This is a genomic window from Streptomyces sp. NBC_00239, assembly GCF_036194065.1.
Classification (GTDB): Bacteria; Actinomycetota; Actinomycetes; order Streptomycetales; family Streptomycetaceae; genus Streptomyces.
This window is the reverse complement of record NZ_CP108095.1, coordinates 6,966,784-6,983,462: the sequence shown is the minus strand read 5'-3', so window position 1 is coordinate 6,983,462 and position 16,679 is coordinate 6,966,784. Positions and strand designations below refer to the sequence as shown.

Below are 16,679 nucleotides of genomic sequence, written 5' to 3'. Positions count from 1 at the left end.
AGCGGAGGCGCATCATGCGATTCGTCCCGGCAGGCCCGCAGGTCCCCGCCCGGCACGGGTGGCGGCTCGCCGCGGCCCCGGTCGCCGGGGCGCTGCCCGCCCTCGCCTTCCCGGCCCCGTCCCTGTGGTGGTTCGCTTACGTCGCGCTGGTGCCGTGGCTGCTGCTGCTGCGGACCGCCGGCACCGCGCGGCGGGCCGCGCTGGAGGGCTGGCTCGGCGGCTGCGGTCTGATCGTCGCCCTGCACCACTGGCTGCTGCCGAGCCTGCACGTGTTCCTGCTGCCGCTGGCGGCGCTGCTGGGGCTGCTCTGGATCCCCTGGGCGCTGCTGGTGCGCCGGCTGCTCGGCGGTGAGCCCTCGGCGAGGGACGTGGGCCGGGCCCTGCTGGTGCTGCCCGCAGGCTGGCTGCTGGCCGAACTGGTCCGGTCCTGGGAGGGGCTGGGCGGCCCGTGGGGGCTGCTGGGGGCCAGTCAGTGGCAGGTGCCGGCGGCGCTGCGGCTGGCGTCCGTGGGCGGTGTCTGGCTGGTCGGCCTGATGGTGGTCGCGGTCAACTGCGCGGTGGCGGTGCTGCTCTCGGTGCGCCGGGCCCGGCGGGTGGCGCTGGCCGGCACCGCGGGCTGCGCCGTGGTCACCGCGGTGGTGTGGGTCGGGGCCCCGCAGCCGGAGCCGTACGGGATGCTGCGGGTGGCCGTCGTGCAGCCGGGGATGGTGGGCGGTGCGGACGGCTCGGAGCGGCGGTTCGCGGCCGGCGAGCGGCTGACCCGGCAGCTGGCGGGGAGCGGGGCGGACCTGGTGGTGTGGGGCGAGAGCAGTGTCGGCGAGGACCTGGTGCGGCGGCCGGACCTGGCCCGCCGGCTGGCCGCGCTGTCGGCGCGGGTGGGCGCCCCGCTGCTGGTGAACGTGGACGCGCGCGGCGGCGGCGCGGACGGCCGGGCGCCCGGCATATACAAGAGCGCGCTGCTGATCGGGCCGGACGGCCCCACCGGGGACCGGTACGACAAGATGCGGCTGGTGCCGTTCGGGGAGTACGTGCCGGCCCGCGACCTGTTGGGCTGGGCGACGTCGGTGGGGCGGGCCGCCGGCGAGGACCGGCAGCGCGGCGGCGGCCCGGTGCTGATGGAGCTGCCGGGCCGGGACGGGGTGCGGTTCGGCCCGCTGGTGTGCTTCGAGTCGGCGTTCCCCGACATGAGCCGGCGGCTGGTGCGGGACGGCGCCGCGCTGCTCGTCGTGCAGTCGGCGACGTCCACCTTCCAGGGGAGCTGGGCGCCGGCCCAGCACGCCTCGCTGGCCGCGCTGCGCGCCGCCGAGACGGGCCGCCCCGTGGTGCACGCGACCCTGACGGGCGTCAGCGCGGTGTACGGACCCCAGGGCGCGCGGGTCGGCCCGGCGCTGGGCACCTCGGAGCGCGCGGCGGCCGTCTTCCGGGCGCCGCTGGCGCGGGGCTCCACGCTGTACGTGCGCTTCGGGAACTGGCCGGTGTACGGCTCGCTGCTGGTGCTCGCCGTGTTCTGCGCGGGCGAGGCCGTACGGAGCGTCAGAGGGCCTGCTCCAGAGCCGTCAGCACCACTCGCTCACACAGCTCGTGGGTGAGCAGCGCGTCCTGGGCGCTCAGCGTCTTCCCGGTCTCCACGGCCTCGAGGAAGGCGTCGACGACCTGCTCGATGCCGCGCTGGCGGGCCACCGGGGTCCAGTCGCCGCGGCGCCGCACGGAGGGCTGGCCCTTGTGGTCGACGACCTCGGCAAGGTTGAGCACCTGCCGCTTGGTGTCCTGGCCGGAGACCTCCAGCAGTTCCTCGGTGGAGCCGGAGAGCCGGTTCATGATGCCGAGGGCGGTGAAGCCGGCGCCGGACATCTGGAGCACCACCTGGTGCATCAGGCCGTCCCGGACCACGGCGCGCACGTCGATGTGGTCGGCGTCGCCGGGCAGCAGGAAGCGCAGGGTGTCCACGACGTGGATGAAGTCGTCGAGGACGAAGGTCCGCGGGTCCTCGGGCAGCCCGACGCGGTTCTTCTGCATGAGGATCAGCTCGCGCGGGTGCTCGGCGCACTGCGCGTAGCCGGGCGCGTGCCGGCGGTTGAAGCCGACGGCCAGCGACACCCCGCGTTCCTCGGCGAGTTCGACGAGCCGGCGCGAGTCCGCGAAGTCGTAGGCGAGCGGCTTGTCCACGTACGTCGGCACGCCCGCTTCGAGCAGCCGCGTGACGATCTCGGGGTGCACGGCGGTCGGCGCGTGCACGAAGGCGGCGTCGAGGCCTTCGGCGAGCAGCGCGTCGAGGTCGGTGTGGCAGCGCCCGGCCGGTACGTGGTGGCGGGCGGCCACCCGCTCGAGGGTGGCCGGGGTGCGGGTCTGGAGGTGCAGTTCGAGGCCCGGGCGGGCCGTGAGGACCGGCAGGTAGGCCTTCTGCGCGATGTCGCCGAGTCCGATGCATCCGACCTTCACCGGGTGCCTCCCTGTTCTGATCGTCGTGCCGTGTGAGCCGGTCCGCTGAAGCTTAATCGCTGGCGCTGAGCTGGGGGTTCCCCCAAGATCTGCGCCATGAGCACTTCAGATCGCACCGAACCGTCCACCACCGCCACCGAGCGCGACATGCTGGAGGGCTGGCTCGACTACCACCGGGCCACCCTGGCCCTCAAGTGCGAGGGGCTGGACGACGAGCAGCTGCGGCGGGCCGCGATACCGCCCTCGGAGCTGTCCCTGCTGGGCCTGGTGCGGCACCTCACCGAGGTGGAGCGGTGGTGGTTCGCCGAGGTCACGGAGGGGCTGGAGCTGCCGGACCTGTACTCCACCGAGCAGGACCGCGACGGGGACTTCCACGTCACCGACCGGCACACCTTCGCGGAGGCCGAGGCCGCCTGGCAGGAAGAGATCGCGCGGGCCCGGGAGATCACGGCGCGGCGCTCGCTGGACGACCTGTCGGTGCACCGCTCCCGCCTCGGCGAGCAGTTCAACCTGCGTTGGGTCTACACCCACATGATCGAGGAGTACGCCCGCCACAACGGGCACGCGGACCTGCTGCGCGAGCAGATCGACGGCGTCACCGGGGAATGAACCCTCACCCGTGCGGGGTGAATTTCGGCTCCTGGTTTCCGCAAGCGGGGCGGCGCACAGCAGAGTTGCGCGGGTGCATCGAAACCGAACAACGACAAAGCTGCTGCTCGGAGTGGCCTGTGCGGTCTCTGCGGTCTCCGGCTGTGTGAATGTGAACCCCGTCGCGGGGCAGTCCGCGGCCTCGGCCGAACCGCCGCGGCACGATCCGCGCGGCGGGGCCGCGCCCGAACCGGTGGTCGTGCAGGCGCCCGTACGCGAGGTCCTGGAAGCCGTCGAGGCGGCGCGGCCCGCCGGTTCGCGGGACGGGTCCCGGGCGGACGCCGGGTCCGAGCGGCCCCGGCAGCAGCGGCAGCCGGAGCCGGAGAGCGCGGCCGCGCCGCCGGCGGATCCGCAGCCGCCGGCGGCCCGTCCCGCCCCGGCGGCGGGCCGGGCGCACCCGGCCCATCCGGCCCATCCGGCGCATCCCGATCGCCCGGAGCACGCCAAGGGCCGTCCGCCCAAGCTGAGCGACCTGCGGGAGCTCCCGCACGACGCGGCGGACGTGTGCGCCCTGGGCCGCAAGTTCGGCAAGTGGCACAAGGACAGCCCCGAGTCCCGGATCTGCGCGGGCGTCTCCGGCGACTGACCGGCGGACGGCCGCCGGGCGGACCGGCCGCGGGGGAACCGGCCACCACATGAACCGGCCGCCGGGTGAAGCGCACGTCAAGCGCGGCGCACCTCAGGTGAACCGGCCCGGGTACGGACCCGGGCCGGTGTCGCCCCTGCCGCTCTCCAGGCGCCGTTCCAGCCGTCCGATGGCGACGCGTACGCCGTTCGTATAGGTGTCGTCGGGCAGGGCCGCGCAGGCGGACCGGGCCCGGTCCAGATGGACCCGGGCCGCCGCCCGGCGCTGCAGCTTCAGGTAGTCGGCGGCCAGGTTGAGGTGCAGGGACGGGTAGAACGCGCGGACCGCGACGGCCGGCCCGCGCCGGGCGGGGCGGCCGTCACCGAGCTCGTCGGCCGCATTGAGGGCCCGCAGGTCCCAGGCGAGTTCGTCCGCCGGATCGTCCTGCGCGTCGGCCATGTAGTGCGCGAGCGTGCACCGGTGCAGGGGCTCGGTGTCCCGCCCGAACTCCGCCCAGATCACCCCGAGCCGGTTGCGGGCCTCCTCGCGGTCCCCGGCGTGGAGCAGCATGATCGCCTGGCCGATCCTGGTCATGACGGCGTCTGCCTCCGCCGCCTTCTGCTGCTCCGTCAACGCGGCCTCCTGTGGTGCCGTCCGATGCGATCATCAAGACGCTAACGGGCGGCACCGGCATTCGGGCTCAGGCACGGGCGGCGTCAGCCCAGGTCCGGGATCCGCCAGTCGATCGGCTCATGGCCCTGCGCGGCGACGGCCTCGTTGATCTGCGTGAAGGGCTGCGAGCCGAAGAACTTCTTCGCGGACAGCGGCGAGGGGTGGGCGCCCTTGACGACGACGTGGCGCGACTCGTCGATGAGCGGCAGCTTCTTCTGCGCGTACGCGCCCCAGAGCACGAACACGGCAGGGTCCGGCCGGGAGGCGACGGCCTGGATGACGGCGTCGGTGAACTTCTCCCAGCCCTTGCCCTTGTGCGAGTTGGGCTCGGCCTCGCGGACGGTCAGGACCGCGTTGAGCAGCAGCACGCCCTGGCGGGCCCACGGCATCAGGTAGCCGTTGTCGGGGATCGGCAGGCCGAGTTCCGCCTGCATCTCCTTGTAGATGTTGCGCAGCGACGGCGGGGTCTTGACGCCGGGCTGCACGGAGAAGCACAGGCCGTGGCCCTGGCCGGCGCCGTGGTACGGGTCCTGGCCGAGCACCAGCACCTTGACCTGGTCGTACGGGGTGGCCTCCAGCGCCGCGAACACCTGGTCGCGGGGCGGGTAGACCGGCCCGGCGGCCCGCTCCTTCTCGACGAACTCGGAGAGCTCCCTGAAGTAGGGCTTCTCCAGTTCTCCGCCGAGGACGGGGAGCCAGGACTCGGGCAGGATCTCGGTCACGTCAACAACCTCCGGTAGCGCCTTCGCCGCGTTCTTCAACGCGCTCGACGAACCTACCCGCGGCCACTGACAGTGGCGTACCCGCCGTCGTCCCGGCTCCGCGCCGGCGGCTGCTACCAGCTGGTCTTGCGGTACATCACCCACAGCTGCATGACGGTCTGCGGGTCGAGGGTGCGCTCGGCGCCGCCGATGTCCTCGCCCGCGGCGACGTACATCTTGCCCTGCCACAGGGGCAGCAGGCGGACGTCCTCGGCGAGGATCTGCTGGGCCCGGGCGAACTGCGTGTCGACGGCCCCGCGGTCGCTCTCGCGGCGGGACTTGGGCAGCAGCTCGTCGGTGATCTCCTTGGCCTCGTACGGCGTGCCGACGGCGTTCTGCTTGCCGACGAACGGCGCGATGAAGTTGTCGGGGTCCGGGAAGTCGGGGAACCAGCCGCGGCCGAAGACCGGGTACTCGCCGTTCTTGTAGCCCGCCTGGAAGTCGGTCCACGGCTCGCCGCGCAGGGTGATCCGGAACAGCCCGCCGGCCTCCAGCTGCCGCTTGATCTCGGCGAACTCGGCGGCGGTCGAGGAGCCGTAGCGGTCGGTGGTGTAGTACAGCGACAGGTCGACGGGCGTGCTGACGTCGGCCGCGCGCAGGATCTTCTTGGCCTTGGCCGTGTCGGGGTGGCCGAAGCGGTCGTAGAACGGCGTCTTGTGGCCGGCCACGCCCTTGGGGACCATCGAGTACAGCGGCTCGGCGATGCCCGGGTAGACCTTGGCCACGAGCGCGCCGCGGTCGATGATCTGGGCCACGGCCTCGCGCACGGCGGGCTTGGCGGCGGCGCCGTCGGCCGGGTTGAAGACCAGGTAGCGGATCTCGGAACCGACGTTGTCGACGAGCTGGATGCCCTCCTTGCGGGAGGGCGGGCTCTTGAGGTCCTTGATCTGCTCGGCGGTGAGACCGCGGTAGGTGGCGTCGATCTCCTTGTTCTTGAGGGCCTCGACCATCACCTTGGAGTCGTCGAAGTACCGGATCGTCGCCGCTTCGTTCTTGCGGTCGGCGAAGCCCTCGTAGTCCGGGTTCCGGACGAGTTCGGCCTCTTTGCCCTTCGTGTACGACTTGAGCAGGTACGGGCCGGAGCCGGTGACCTTGCCGTCCTCGCGGAGCTTGTCGGCCGGGTAGTCCTTGGGCGCCACCAGCGAGGCCGCCGGGGAGCCGAGGACAAAGGGGAAGGTCGCGTCGGGCGTCTTGAGGTGGAAGACGACCGTCAGGTCGCCCTTCGTCTCCACCTTGTCCAGGCTGCCGAACAGGTCCTTCGGGCCGACCTTGGAACCGATCGTGAAGATCCGGTCGAAGGAGTGCTTGACGGCCTTGGCGTCGAGCGCCTCGCCGTTGGAGAACTTCAGGCCCTTGCGCAGGGTGCAGCGGTACGACTCGTTGCCCGAGTCGGTGAACTCGCAGTTCTGCGCGGCGTCGGGCCCCGGCTTCGCGGCGCCGGTCGGGAAGCTCAGCAGGGTCTGGTAGACGTTCCGGTACAGCTCCCAGGAACCGTCCCAGGCCGCGGCTGGATCGAGGGTGCTCGGCTTGCTCGTCGTACCGACGACGATCTTCTGATCGCCCTTTTCGCCATCGTCCGAAAGCAGGCCGCATCCGGCGAGCAGGGATATGGACGCAAGGGCCGCAGCGGTCTGCAGACATCTGGTCCGGTTGAACACGTGCACGCTCCTCGATCAACCATGGGATCGGCGAACGATACCGCAGTGCCCCACGAATCCAAGGGGGTGGACCCGTGGGGCACTTGACCGGTTCCGTGCCTGTTAGGCACGCATTTCACACCCCCAGGAGAGGGCATTCGTCCGAATATCGGTCATCCAACTCCGGCATTCAGAAAAATTCCACCGTCAACAATCAATGTCTGTCCTGTGATCCATTCGGCCTGCTCGGAGGTGAGAAATGCGGCGGCACCTCCGATATCGGCCGGAACCCCCAGGCGGCCCAGCGGATACGCCGCCGCGGCCTCCGCTTCGCGACCTTCGTACAGGGTCTGGGCGAACTTGGTCTTGACCACGGCGGGCGCGATCGCGTTGACCCGGACCCCCGGCGCCATCTCGTGCGCGAGCTGCAGGGTCAGGTTGACCATCGCCGCCTTGCTCATGCCGTAGGCGCCGATGAAGGGCGAGGCGGAGACCCCGGCGATGGACGCGATGTTCACGATCGCGCCCCCGTGGTCCTTCTGCCAGGCGTGCCAGGTCCGCTGCGCGAAGCCGAGCGCCGAGATCACGTTCGTCTCGTAGACCTTGCGGGCCACGCCCAGGTCCAGGTCGGCGAGCGGCCCGAAGACGGGGTTGGTACCGGCGTTGTTCACCAGGAAGTCGACCCGCCCGAAGGCCTCCATCGCCCGCTCGACCGCCACGGCCTGGTGGGCCTCGTCGTGGGCCTTGCCGGCCACCCCGATGACCCGGTCGGCCCCGAGGCGCTCCACGGCCTCCTTGAGGGCCTCCTCGTTGCGTCCGGTGATGCACACCCGGTCGCCGCGGGCGACGAGCGCCTCGGCGACCCCGTAGCCGATGCCGCGGCTGGCGCCCGTGACGAGGGCGGCCTTCCCGCTGTCCGGCAGTGCTGCGTCGGTCATGTCGGTACCTCCGTCAGTTGAGCGGGCCGCCGGCGACGTACAGGACCTGGCCGGAGACGAAGCCGGCGGCCTCGCCGGTGAAGAAGGCGATCGCGTTCGCGATGTCGTCGGGCCGGCCGACGCGCTGGACCGGGATCTGGGTGGCCGCGGCGGCCTGGAAGTCCTCGAAGCCCATGCCGACGCGGGCCGCGGTCTGGGCGGTCATCTCGGTGACGATGAAGCCGGGGGCGACGGCGTTGGCGGTGATGCCGAACTTGCCGAGCTCGATGGCGAGGGTCTTGGTGAAGCCTTGCAGGCCGGCCTTGGCTGCGGCGTAGTTCGCCTGGCCGCGGTTGCCGAGCGCGGAGCTGCTGGAGAGGTTCACGACCCGGCCGAACTTCGCCTCGACCATGTGCTTCTGACAGGCGCGCGCCATCAGGAAGGCGCCCCGCAGGTGCACGTTCATGACCGTGTCCCAGTCGGTGTCGCTCATCTTGAAGAGCAGGTTGTCGCGCAGCACGCCCGCGTTGTTGACGAGGATGGTGGGAGCGCCGAGCGTGCCGGCGACCCGCTCGACCGCCGCCTCCACCTGCGCGCTGTCGGAGACGTCGCAGCCGACCGCGAGGGCCTTGCCGCCCGCCGCCGTGATCGCCTCCACGGTGTCCTTGCAGGCCGCCTCGTCGAGGTCGAGAACGGCGACGGCCCGGCCCTCGGCGGCCAGGCGTACGGCGGTGGCGGCGCCGATGCCCCGGGCCGCCCCGGTCACGATCGCGACGCGCTGCTCGGTGGTGGACATGCTGGATCTCCTCGCCCTCGGATGCGGCGCCCGGGGCCGGCCCGGTAGGGCGGCCAATCGGTGAGCAACCGCTTAGTAGCTTCAGCGGAGGAGACGCTAGAAGCCCTGGCACCCGGTGTCAACGGCACCCGGCCGCCGGGGCTCGCGGCGGGGTCAGAGCACCAACAGGCCCAGCAGCCGCTCCACCTCGGCCTCCGGATCGGCGGTGAGCCCGGTGTGCACGGGCCCCGGCTGTACGACGGTGCTCCGCGGGGCGATCAGCCAGCGGAACCGGCGCCCGGCGTCGTCGCCCGCCGCCTGACCCGCCGCCGTGCCGCCCAGACAGACACCCTGGACACCGCCCAGCGCCGCCCGTACGCCGGCCACGTCGGCCGCCGGGTCCAGGGCGAGGAGCTTGTGCTCGTCGAGGTGGGTCCGGGCGGCCACGAAGGACTTGGCCCGGCAGTAGACGATCACCCCGGCGTTGAAACACTCGCCGCGCTCGACCCGGGGCACCACGCGCACCAGTGCGTACTCGAAGACGTCCCGCTTGGTCACTTGCTGTCGCTCTTCTTCTTGTGGGGCCATTCGGTCAGGTGGTCGGTCAGCCAGCCCGGCGGCTTGGAGGGGGCCTTGACCGGGGCCTCCATCGAGATCCGCTCGTGGATCACCGCAGCGCGCGGCAGCAGCGTATCGACGTACGCCCGCCGAACGTCGTCGGGCGACACGAAACCGGGCTCGTCGACCAGCCACTCGTCCGGGACCTCGGCGGTGACCTCGGTGAGCAGCTCACGGGTGACCAGCGGGGCCAGCGCGGCGGCCGCCGCGGCGATGTCCGGGCCGAAGGGGGCCAGCACGTGGTCGGAGGCGTTGTACGGCTTGTCCGCCGCGGCCGCGGCCCCCGCCCAGTTGTGGTGCCAGATCATCGTGGCGCCGTGGTCGATGAGCCACGGGTCCCCGTGCCACACGATCATGTTCGGGTTGCGCCAGGACCGGTCGACGTTGTTGATCAGCGCGTCGAACCAGACCACGCGCCCGGCCTCGGCCGGATCCACCTGGTAGGCGAGCGGGTCGAAGCCGATCGACCCGGGCAGGTAGTCCATCCCGAGGTTGAGGCCGCCGCTCGCCTTGAGCAGCTCCTGGACCTCCTGATCGGGCTCGCCGAGCCCGATCACGGGGTCGAGCTGGATCTGCACCAGCCTCGGGACCCGCAGGCCCAGCCGCTGGGCGAGCCGGCCGCAGACGACCTCGGCGACGAGGGTCTTGCGGCCCTGGCCGGCTCCGGTGAACTTCATGACGTAGGTGCCGAGATCGTCGGCCTCGACGATCCCCGGGAGCGAGCCGCCCTCCCGCAGGGGCGTGACATAGCGAGTCGCTACGACCTCTTCCAACACTTTCCCAGGCCACCCATCTTCTCAACCTTACAATCAACGGACTGCTTCTCTGGGGCGCGAGGGTAAGAAGCACCGGTCAAAGGGGCTGGGGAGAATCTGGGGAGTTTCGGCTGGCGGGCCGGTCTCCCCGCTCCCCAAGGAGCCCGTCGAGGGTGCCGCGGCCCTTGCTTCCAGCTTCCGGCATGAAGTGAGCATAGTAACCGAGGGTGATCGCTGGCGAGGAGTGCCCCAGCCACCGAGCCAGGGTCACGACGGACTCCCCCGCTTCCAACATGATCGAGGCGTAGGTGTGCCGAAGCACGTGGAAACCGTCTTTCGGGGCCGCTGCCCACTGCCAGGACTTCGCCCCCTCGGCACGTGGCGGAATGACGCCGGCCTTGGCCAAGGCCGGCTTCCAGGTATAGGTGTTCCAGGTGTTCACCGCGATGGCATTCCCAAACCGCGTGGTGAGCAGCAAGGCGACCTTCCTCTCCGGGCCGCCGGGCTTCCCCCACGGAAGCTCCACGACGACTGGCGGACACGCCTCTATGTGGCGCTTCAACTCCTCCGCGACCGCACGGGGCATGTCGACGGTGCGGACCTTCTTCCCCTTCGGTAGGGCGAAGTACAGCCTTCCGTGAATGGCCTGCACCTGCCGCCGGACGTGGAGCACCCCGCGTTCATAGTCGATGTCCTCTGGGCTCAGCCCGAAGACCTCGCCCTGACGAAGCCCACAACCCAGGCCCACCACGACGGCGATCCTGTTCCGCGAGTTGATGGCATCGCGGACTCGAAGTGCCGTAGCCATCGGCCACGCGTCGCGTCGCTCCCGTGGCGACTTGGGCCACCGGACAGACTTCGCACGCATTGGGTTGCGCACGAGACGCTTGTCGTCGACAGCTGCCTCCAGGATGGAGGAAAGCTCGGAGAGGATGCCGCGTTGGTAGTCGATCGAGGAGACCGTAGACCCCAGCGTGGTTATGAACGCTCTTAGATCCGTTGCGGCGATGTTTCGGAGCGGGAGTTCGCCCAAGTGCGGGACGATATGGAGACGCGTTCTACGCTCTTGGCCGTCCTGGGTCTTGGGAGCGCCGCCTCGCCCCGGTGCCCAGTGCGTCGCAATGTAGTTGGCTAGTGTGATGGACCCATCCCGCGGGTCTACGAATTCACCACGCTCCTCGTCCGTCGCTGTGCGTCGTAGCCACGCCTTTGCGTCCTCAAGCACATCGAAGGAGCGGTCACGCACTCCCGGTATGCCAGCGACTTTATAGCGCTTTCCCTTGCCGTAGCGAGCGGTCTTCTCCCTTCTTCCAGTGACGGGATCCTTCGTCTTTCTGATCCAACGGTCCTCGATGTAGCCGGCCAATCCAGATCTCTTTCAATAGGGAGTAGACAACACACAACCAGCCCGCGCGTCACGTCCTGAAGCTCGCGCGTCGCAGCGGGTGGGAGTTCAACGGGTCCAAGGCAGGATTGGAGCGGGAGTCTATGCATTCTTGCTCATGGATCCACGCGTCCAGAGCTTCCCTCCGATACATGACGCGCCCGCGGGGCCCCATGCGAAAACTGGGCGGCCCTTGCCTTCGATGTCGCCAGACATAGAGGGTGTGCGATGAGAGGCCAAGATAGGCTGCGGCATTCTTTACGTTGAGGAATGATGCATCCAATGGGCCCGGGGTGGCAGGTTCAGCCAGAGGAGCCTGTAGCGAACGCGTAGGCAGGGGTGTGGGCATGGAGTTCTCTCTGTGGGGACGAAAAGGGTGCAGGTCGGTGAGCAACCCCGTTCGCCATGACCCCACCGCCAAGCGCGGTCGCGTACGAACATCAAGAAGGTTGACTGACACACCCGCACCACCCACCGCCAAGTAGTTGGTGCAAGCTCCTTCAATGGTCTGGAGAATCGCCGGTTTGGCTGACCGGGGATCGTCTGCTATGTAGAGACAGGGCGTCCAAGCTGGAGGCCGCTCAGGTCTCCTAGCCTTGCGCGTGCACGGTTATCCGATATGAGCAATGAGCGGGGTCTACGTCCACAACCACCGGAACCAGCAGTCCATCGCGGGAGAGCCGGGCGAAGTCCTGAGTCGCGCGCCGCACCGTGCCCCCGAGTACGTGGGCAGACTGAGTGGGGGTAGAGCCGGGATGTGTCGCCACGTAGACCAGGAGGGCTCGATCTCGCCGGTACGCCTCCCGGACTAGGCCCTCGGCGAACAGCGCAGACGCACAAACGCAGAGACAGAGCGATAGAGCGACGGCCACGTAGTCACCGCAGAAATTCCCAGATACGGCGCAGCCAGCACCGATTGCAAAGAGGGTTGGCGCGGTCAAGCGAAATGCAAAATGGGCAACGTCAGACAGCTTAGACTCCCCAGGTAGACATAAGAGGACGAGAACGGCAGGAGCTGGACGCTCGGCCCGGCTCGGTATCCACGCCGATCTTCCGACGGGTGTTGTAGGTTGACATGCACCAGCCGAATGTTCCAGTCTTCTCGGCGACCTCTACGTCTGCCGTGAGCGAATCCGACCGAACGGGCCTCGTCGCCGAGAAGAACACATTGGTGCGGACTCCTAAAGGCAAGCGGGAACGATCACTCCACAGGCTGCAGAAGCTGGGCCAGATTTCGGCAGCAGCACACGGGCGGGCAGCCGCAGCACGCGAGGCGCTCGCCTCCGTTGAGGGCACCGCACAGGGGGGTAGGCGTGCGCTATCCGCCGCTCGTGGACGTTGCCATGACGGTCTGCAGCTGTTCCTTCAAAGCGCCGGGACCGAGCATTGCCAGGGCCCAAAGGGCGCTGACCTGCCTGCCGGGCACCCAGATACCCGTGGTCTGAGGCAGGAATGGAATGACTGGGATCGCCTGTGCCGCAAACGGGGCCGCATCCAGATACTTCATGCCGCCCGTCCCACAGAGATACGAGCCGGCGCCGACACTGACGGTGAGGTCGGCAAGCCGCTGGGAACGTCCGGACCGAGCGGATAGGTTCGTGCTGCGGAAGATCTGACCCTTCCATCCCAGTAGGTCCAGCATGACCCGGGTTGAGGCCTCGGCGACGGACGCGGTCCGGCCGCTGTCGAATGTCGCCTCAATCGGTTCCAAGGCCTGGGCGATCTCAGGCCAGTACGAACTGGCTCCGTAGTGTTGCCGCAGCATCGCCATGGTGCGGCGCCGAGCAAGGCCAGGGTCGACGATCAGAGCCTCTCGAATGATCGTTTGGCGTCCCTGAGGCAGGTGGGTCGAAATGGACATCCACTGCAGGCGATGTGGATCTTCTAGAGCCGCCAGGCGGGTGCGGTGCTGATAGTCGCGGCGGGTGAACTGGACGTCGTCAAGGACTATCCAGATGTCCGCCGCGACCAACTTGGCCAGTGTTGTCAGCCGGGGAAACAGGTTGGGCTGGTGAATGGCACACAGCCCACCCGGCACTGGGGCATCAGGAGATAAGGCGGCTCGTGAAGCCGTCGCGGATGAGGGATTCGTACGCATCATGCACGTCCTCCGGGACATCCTGGGCGACGGCGAACCCGTTCTTCGGATACTCGATCACCCTCTGGAGATCGCCGACAAGCATGTCGAGGACGAGCTTCTCGTCGCCGATGCTCTTGAGGTAGTCGTCCAGTTCCAGCTGCTCCGAGGCGCAGATGATCTCGGCCTCGGGCCACAGCTTGCGGGCGGTGGCGAACGATCGCCTCTCCATATAGGGCTTGGAGACCAGCAGCACGGTCTTCGGCGTGATGCCATTCGCAGCCAGGAGCTCACGACTGAGGGTGATGTTCTGCCCCGTGTTGGCGGCGTTCGGTTCGACGAGGATCGCCTCGTCGGGGACGCCGAGTTCCAGGGCGTGCTCGCGGAAGTGCACGGCCTCACCACGCGGGAAGACCTTCGCGGTGGTGGGGCTGTTGCCGCCGGTGAAGACGAGGACCGGGAACAGGCCGGCGCGATAGAGATCGGCGGTCGCGGCAGCGACTCCGAGGTCGTGGCTGCCCAGCCCAATCGCGACGTCCACCGCCGCCAGGTCGTGGCCCATCTGGTGGTAGTCCCAGATCAGCTTGGCCTTGCGCCACTGGTCCTCGGTGATCGTCTGCTGGATGTCCGTCACGCGATCTTCTCCCTGGTTACCGTCGTCGGGGGCCAGCGGCCCCTTCGCTCGTGGCCCTGATGCCCTCGATACTGGCCAGCTGGTGGCTTAGGCCGAACTGCCCGGCCAGTCGCGCAGCCTTGTCGAGGACGTGAAGGCCATCATCGCGGGTCGCGGCATCGGACAGGAGGATGTGGCCGTGGGCGGTTTCCAAGCGAACCCGCTGCATCGGTGCGTCGGTGGCGGCCGTGCTGCGGGCAATGGAGATGAAGTGCAGGGCCGAGGCCAAGTCGCCGGCCCCGCGGTGGGCCAGAGCAAGCTTCTGATGGGCCACCGACCAGTCCTCGGGCTCGGCGAGGTCCTCGAACTCCCGCGTCGCGGCGAGCATGACGCGCGAGGCATAGCTGTGGTTGCCGTCCTTGCTTAGAGCCGTTCCCACCCACAGTCGGGCACGGGCCCGGTCACGGCGGGAGAGCCGGTCGTCGACGGCCAGGGACTCGTACTGGTGGGCGGCGACCTCAAGCCGTCCCGACATCTCCGCAACGACCGCGAGGGACAGGTCGAGCTGGGCGACACGGCGGGGAATGTCCAGCTGCCCGAACAAAGACTTCGCCGAGGCATAGGAGTGCTGGGCCGACAGCGGGCCCATCACGGCTCCCTGGTCGCGTTGGAGATCACCCAGCAAGGCAGTTGAGCGGGCGAAGAGATATAAGCCCTTGTCATCGAGCGTGGCCGGCTTGAACCGGCCGAGCCAGCGGCGGATCAGGCTGTCGGCGAAGGTGAAGTCCTGCCGGGAGAGAGCCACCACGGCCCGGTCGAGATCGTCGGTCCAAGACTCGTACTCCCAGGCCAGCGGCCCACTCGCCGTCACCCTGTGGGCACTGGCGGCAGGAGCGGTCCGACCGGCTTCGGACAAGAACGTCTCGAAGCGGAGGTGGACGGCGGCATCCGCGCGGGCCAGGGCCGTATCCAAGATCGCCTGGGTGTCCTGGCGGGGTTCGGTCGCGGCCAGGAGCTTCTCCCACTTGGAGATCGTCCTGATGCCGAGGCCGAGCTGGCCGGCGAATGCTCGGACGCTCAGCCGCAGCGCGAGACGCAGGGCCTTGGCCTCCAGGCCTGTCCAGTGGTGCACGGTCGCCACACGTTGCTCCCTTCCTGCCGCCATCGAAGCACGGCCCGCACGAGCGGGGGGACACAAGTGCAACGGAAGTACAACAGGCGGTCATTTCCGCAGCGTTCGAGCAGGTCCAGGCTGAGCAGTGACACCATCCGCCGGACCTTTGGACAGACATCAGCATGCAACCCCTCACCGAGCATCGCGACGTTAGCGGTCCGGTCGTTTACGGCTACCTGCGTCTGGTCCGGGTCTCCCCAGCCCGCCAGATGGCCTTGAATGAGGCTCTGGCCGAGTACTGCCGCCAGCACGAGCTGACGCTCTCGGGAGTGTTCACAGAACGCGACTCCGGCAGCGGGCCGGTGGCAGCGTTCACCGGCCTGATCGACGTCCTAGAACTGCCCGACACCTACGGCGTCGTCCTGCCGGCCGCCTCCCACCTGGGCCCCAAGGAGATAGCAGCCCCGAGGCAGGCCCAGATCGCTGCGGCCGACGCCCGGCTGCTGCTGGTCCGGGGACCCGGCAGGCGCCGCCCGGTGGTCCACAACCCCACGGGGCCGGACCCGGTGCCAGTCCGCCGCCGCTTCGGCCCCAACCCCACACCAGCCCTAGATACCGAGACGTGAGGCCCCGATGCTCGATGTGAAGCAGAAGTTCTTCGACCCTCGGCCCGAGTCGGTTGGCCTGGCCAGGGAGTTTGCCGTCACAACCCTGAGCTCGTGGGGTCTTCGCGGCGCCACCGAGGACATCCGGCTCTGTGTCTCCGAGCTCGCCTCGAACGCCCTGGCCCACGGGAGCTACACCGAGCACGGCTTCGTCGTGAAATTGGACGCCAACGAAGACTTCGTACGCGTGGAAGTGCACGACAGCCGTCCCCGCCACCGCCGCGAACCCGAGATCGCGTTTGCGGGCGAGACCGACACCACCGGCCGGGGCCTGCAGATCGTCGCGTTGCTGTCCGACTGCTGGGGCGTCGAGGACCGTATGCCCAGCGGCAAGATCGTCTGGACGCTGTTCAAGACGGCACAGCTAGCCGGACGAGCGCGCGCGTGCTGACCCGCACCGGCCCAGGCGTCCGACTGCAGCCCTCGGCCGGATGTCCCGCGCTAGGCGCAGGCGGGAAGAAGGCTTTCCCACCGATACGACGAACTGCTCGGACGGTGCTCATGAACAGCAGACCTTGCTCACTAGTCCGCCGGCCCTCCAACTCACTCGGGACGGTCGCTGTGGTTGACCCAGTAGTCGGTGAGCATCTCGCCAGGCCAGGCGGGGACGGTGACCGTGCCGCGGGGGCCCATCTGCGGGAAGTAAGGGGCGAGGTCGATCACAGGGGTGCCGTCGACGGCATCGAGGTCGGTGACGTGCAAGTCCAGTCCCTCCACGCGAAGAAGGCGGGGGAAGGACGTCGCAAGTTGCGCCGGCCTGCGGTGGTTGCGATGGACGAATGTGCCGGTGGCCGGCCAGCGGGGGTTCCCTCGGGGACTGCGGGCGTGGAGTTCCACGTCGGTGGGCGAGGCCAGGGTGAAGGGCCAAGTGACCTGCAGATGCGAAAACTCCTCGATCCCCCGGAGGACTTCTTCGGGGAAGTCTGGGTTGAGGCGAATGACGGCCTCGGTGCCGCCCTGATAGTCGTCCAGGGGTGTGGTGTGGCCGCCGATGACGGTGGCGACGGGTGTGTAGGTGAAGGTCTGGTCGGTCATGAGG

19 protein-coding genes are annotated in these 16,679 nt (G+C 69.2%); 5 read left to right on the top strand and 14 right to left on the bottom strand.

Features of this window, described 5'->3' with window-relative positions; all coding sequences use genetic code 11:
* The first annotated feature begins 14 nt into the window (after positions 1-14).
* Positions 15-1,589, top strand: a complete 1,575-nt coding sequence (gene lnt / locus OG764_RS31040; protein ID WP_328971630.1) for an apolipoprotein N-acyltransferase — start codon at positions 15-17, stop codon at positions 1,587-1,589.
* On the opposite strand, the gene OG764_RS31035 is transcribed toward lnt, so the two are convergent.
* On the bottom strand, positions 1,534-2,439 hold the full coding sequence (locus tag OG764_RS31035; RefSeq protein WP_328971629.1) for a Gfo/Idh/MocA family protein: 906 nt from the start codon (positions 2,437-2,439) through the stop codon (positions 1,534-1,536). The genes lnt and OG764_RS31035 overlap by 56 nt on opposite strands.
* 96 nt (positions 2,440-2,535) lie before the next feature.
* Between OG764_RS31035 and OG764_RS31030 the strand changes: the two genes are divergently transcribed.
* Complete coding sequence (locus OG764_RS31030; protein WP_328971628.1) at positions 2,536-3,048, top strand: DinB family protein; 513 nt, start codon at positions 2,536-2,538, stop codon at positions 3,046-3,048.
* 145 nt (positions 3,049-3,193) lie between these two features.
* Positions 3,194-3,673, top strand: a complete 480-nt coding sequence (locus tag OG764_RS31025; RefSeq protein WP_328971627.1) for a hypothetical protein — start codon at positions 3,194-3,196, stop codon at positions 3,671-3,673.
* A gap of 93 nt (positions 3,674-3,766) precedes the next feature.
* On the opposite strand, the gene OG764_RS31020 is transcribed toward OG764_RS31025, so the two are convergent.
* From OG764_RS31020 to OG764_RS30965, 12 genes are all read right to left on the bottom strand, one after another.
* A complete protein-coding gene (locus tag OG764_RS31020; protein ID WP_328971626.1) occupies positions 3,767-4,285 on the bottom strand; it encodes a hypothetical protein in 519 nt (172 codons plus the stop codon).
* 83 nt (positions 4,286-4,368) lie between these two features.
* Positions 4,369-5,046, bottom strand: a complete 678-nt coding sequence (locus tag OG764_RS31015) for a uracil-DNA glycosylase (protein WP_328971625.1) — start codon at positions 5,044-5,046, stop codon at positions 4,369-4,371.
* Positions 5,047-5,159: 113 nt separating this feature from the next.
* Positions 5,160-6,743 carry an ABC transporter substrate-binding protein gene (locus OG764_RS31010; RefSeq protein WP_443056095.1) on the bottom strand — a complete coding sequence of 528 codons (1,584 nt, stop codon included), beginning with the start codon at positions 6,741-6,743 and terminating at the stop codon, positions 5,160-5,162.
* A 152-nt stretch (positions 6,744-6,895) separates the two neighbouring features.
* Positions 6,896-7,660: an SDR family oxidoreductase gene (locus OG764_RS31005; protein ID WP_328971623.1), complete on the bottom strand. Its 765-nt coding sequence runs from the start codon at positions 7,658-7,660 to the stop codon at positions 6,896-6,898.
* A 13-nt stretch (positions 7,661-7,673) separates the two neighbouring features.
* The gene (gene fabG, locus OG764_RS31000) at positions 7,674-8,435 is read right to left on the bottom strand and encodes a 3-oxoacyl-ACP reductase FabG (protein WP_328971622.1); all 762 of its coding nucleotides are present in this window, start codon (positions 8,433-8,435) and stop codon (positions 7,674-7,676) included.
* 153 nt (positions 8,436-8,588) lie between these two features.
* Positions 8,589-8,972, bottom strand: coding sequence for a DUF3037 domain-containing protein (locus tag OG764_RS30995; RefSeq protein WP_328971621.1), 384 nt, complete (start codon positions 8,970-8,972; stop codon positions 8,589-8,591).
* The gene (locus OG764_RS30990; protein ID WP_328971620.1) at positions 8,969-9,808 is read right to left on the bottom strand and encodes a HipA family kinase; all 840 of its coding nucleotides are present in this window, start codon (positions 9,806-9,808) and stop codon (positions 8,969-8,971) included. The genes OG764_RS30995 and OG764_RS30990 overlap by 4 nt, the downstream gene beginning before the upstream one ends.
* A gap of 76 nt (positions 9,809-9,884) precedes the next feature.
* On the bottom strand, positions 9,885-11,012 hold the full coding sequence (locus tag OG764_RS30985; protein ID WP_328973231.1) for a tyrosine-type recombinase/integrase: 1,128 nt from the start codon (positions 11,010-11,012) through the stop codon (positions 9,885-9,887).
* Between the two features lie 190 nt (positions 11,013-11,202).
* A complete protein-coding gene (locus tag OG764_RS30980; RefSeq protein WP_328971619.1) occupies positions 11,203-11,520 on the bottom strand; it encodes a helix-turn-helix transcriptional regulator in 318 nt (105 codons plus the stop codon).
* Between the two features lie 969 nt (positions 11,521-12,489).
* On the bottom strand, positions 12,490-13,269 hold the full coding sequence (locus OG764_RS30975) for a WbqC family protein (RefSeq protein ID WP_390169031.1): 780 nt from the start codon (positions 13,267-13,269) through the stop codon (positions 12,490-12,492).
* On the bottom strand, positions 13,217-13,882 hold the full coding sequence (locus OG764_RS30970; protein ID WP_328971617.1) for a YdcF family protein: 666 nt from the start codon (positions 13,880-13,882) through the stop codon (positions 13,217-13,219). The genes OG764_RS30975 and OG764_RS30970 overlap by 53 nt, the downstream gene beginning before the upstream one ends.
* 16 nt (positions 13,883-13,898) lie before the next feature.
* The gene (locus OG764_RS30965) at positions 13,899-15,002 is read right to left on the bottom strand and encodes a helix-turn-helix domain-containing protein (RefSeq protein ID WP_328971616.1); all 1,104 of its coding nucleotides are present in this window, start codon (positions 15,000-15,002) and stop codon (positions 13,899-13,901) included.
* A gap of 302 nt (positions 15,003-15,304) precedes the next feature.
* On the opposite strand from OG764_RS30965, the gene OG764_RS30960 reads away from it, so the two are divergent.
* Positions 15,305-15,601: a hypothetical protein gene (locus OG764_RS30960; RefSeq protein WP_328971615.1), complete on the top strand. Its 297-nt coding sequence runs from the start codon at positions 15,305-15,307 to the stop codon at positions 15,599-15,601.
* Between the two features lie 7 nt (positions 15,602-15,608).
* Complete coding sequence (locus tag OG764_RS30955) at positions 15,609-16,031, top strand: ATP-binding protein (protein ID WP_328971614.1); 423 nt, start codon at positions 15,609-15,611, stop codon at positions 16,029-16,031.
* Positions 16,032-16,183: 152 nt separating this feature from the next.
* Here the strand turns inward: OG764_RS30955 and OG764_RS30950 are convergent, their stop codons facing one another.
* Positions 16,184-16,675 (bottom strand): TrmO family methyltransferase domain-containing protein, encoded by a 492-nt coding sequence (locus OG764_RS30950; RefSeq protein ID WP_328971613.1) that lies wholly within the window; start codon positions 16,673-16,675, stop codon positions 16,184-16,186.
* Positions 16,676-16,679: the final 4 nt, after the last annotated feature.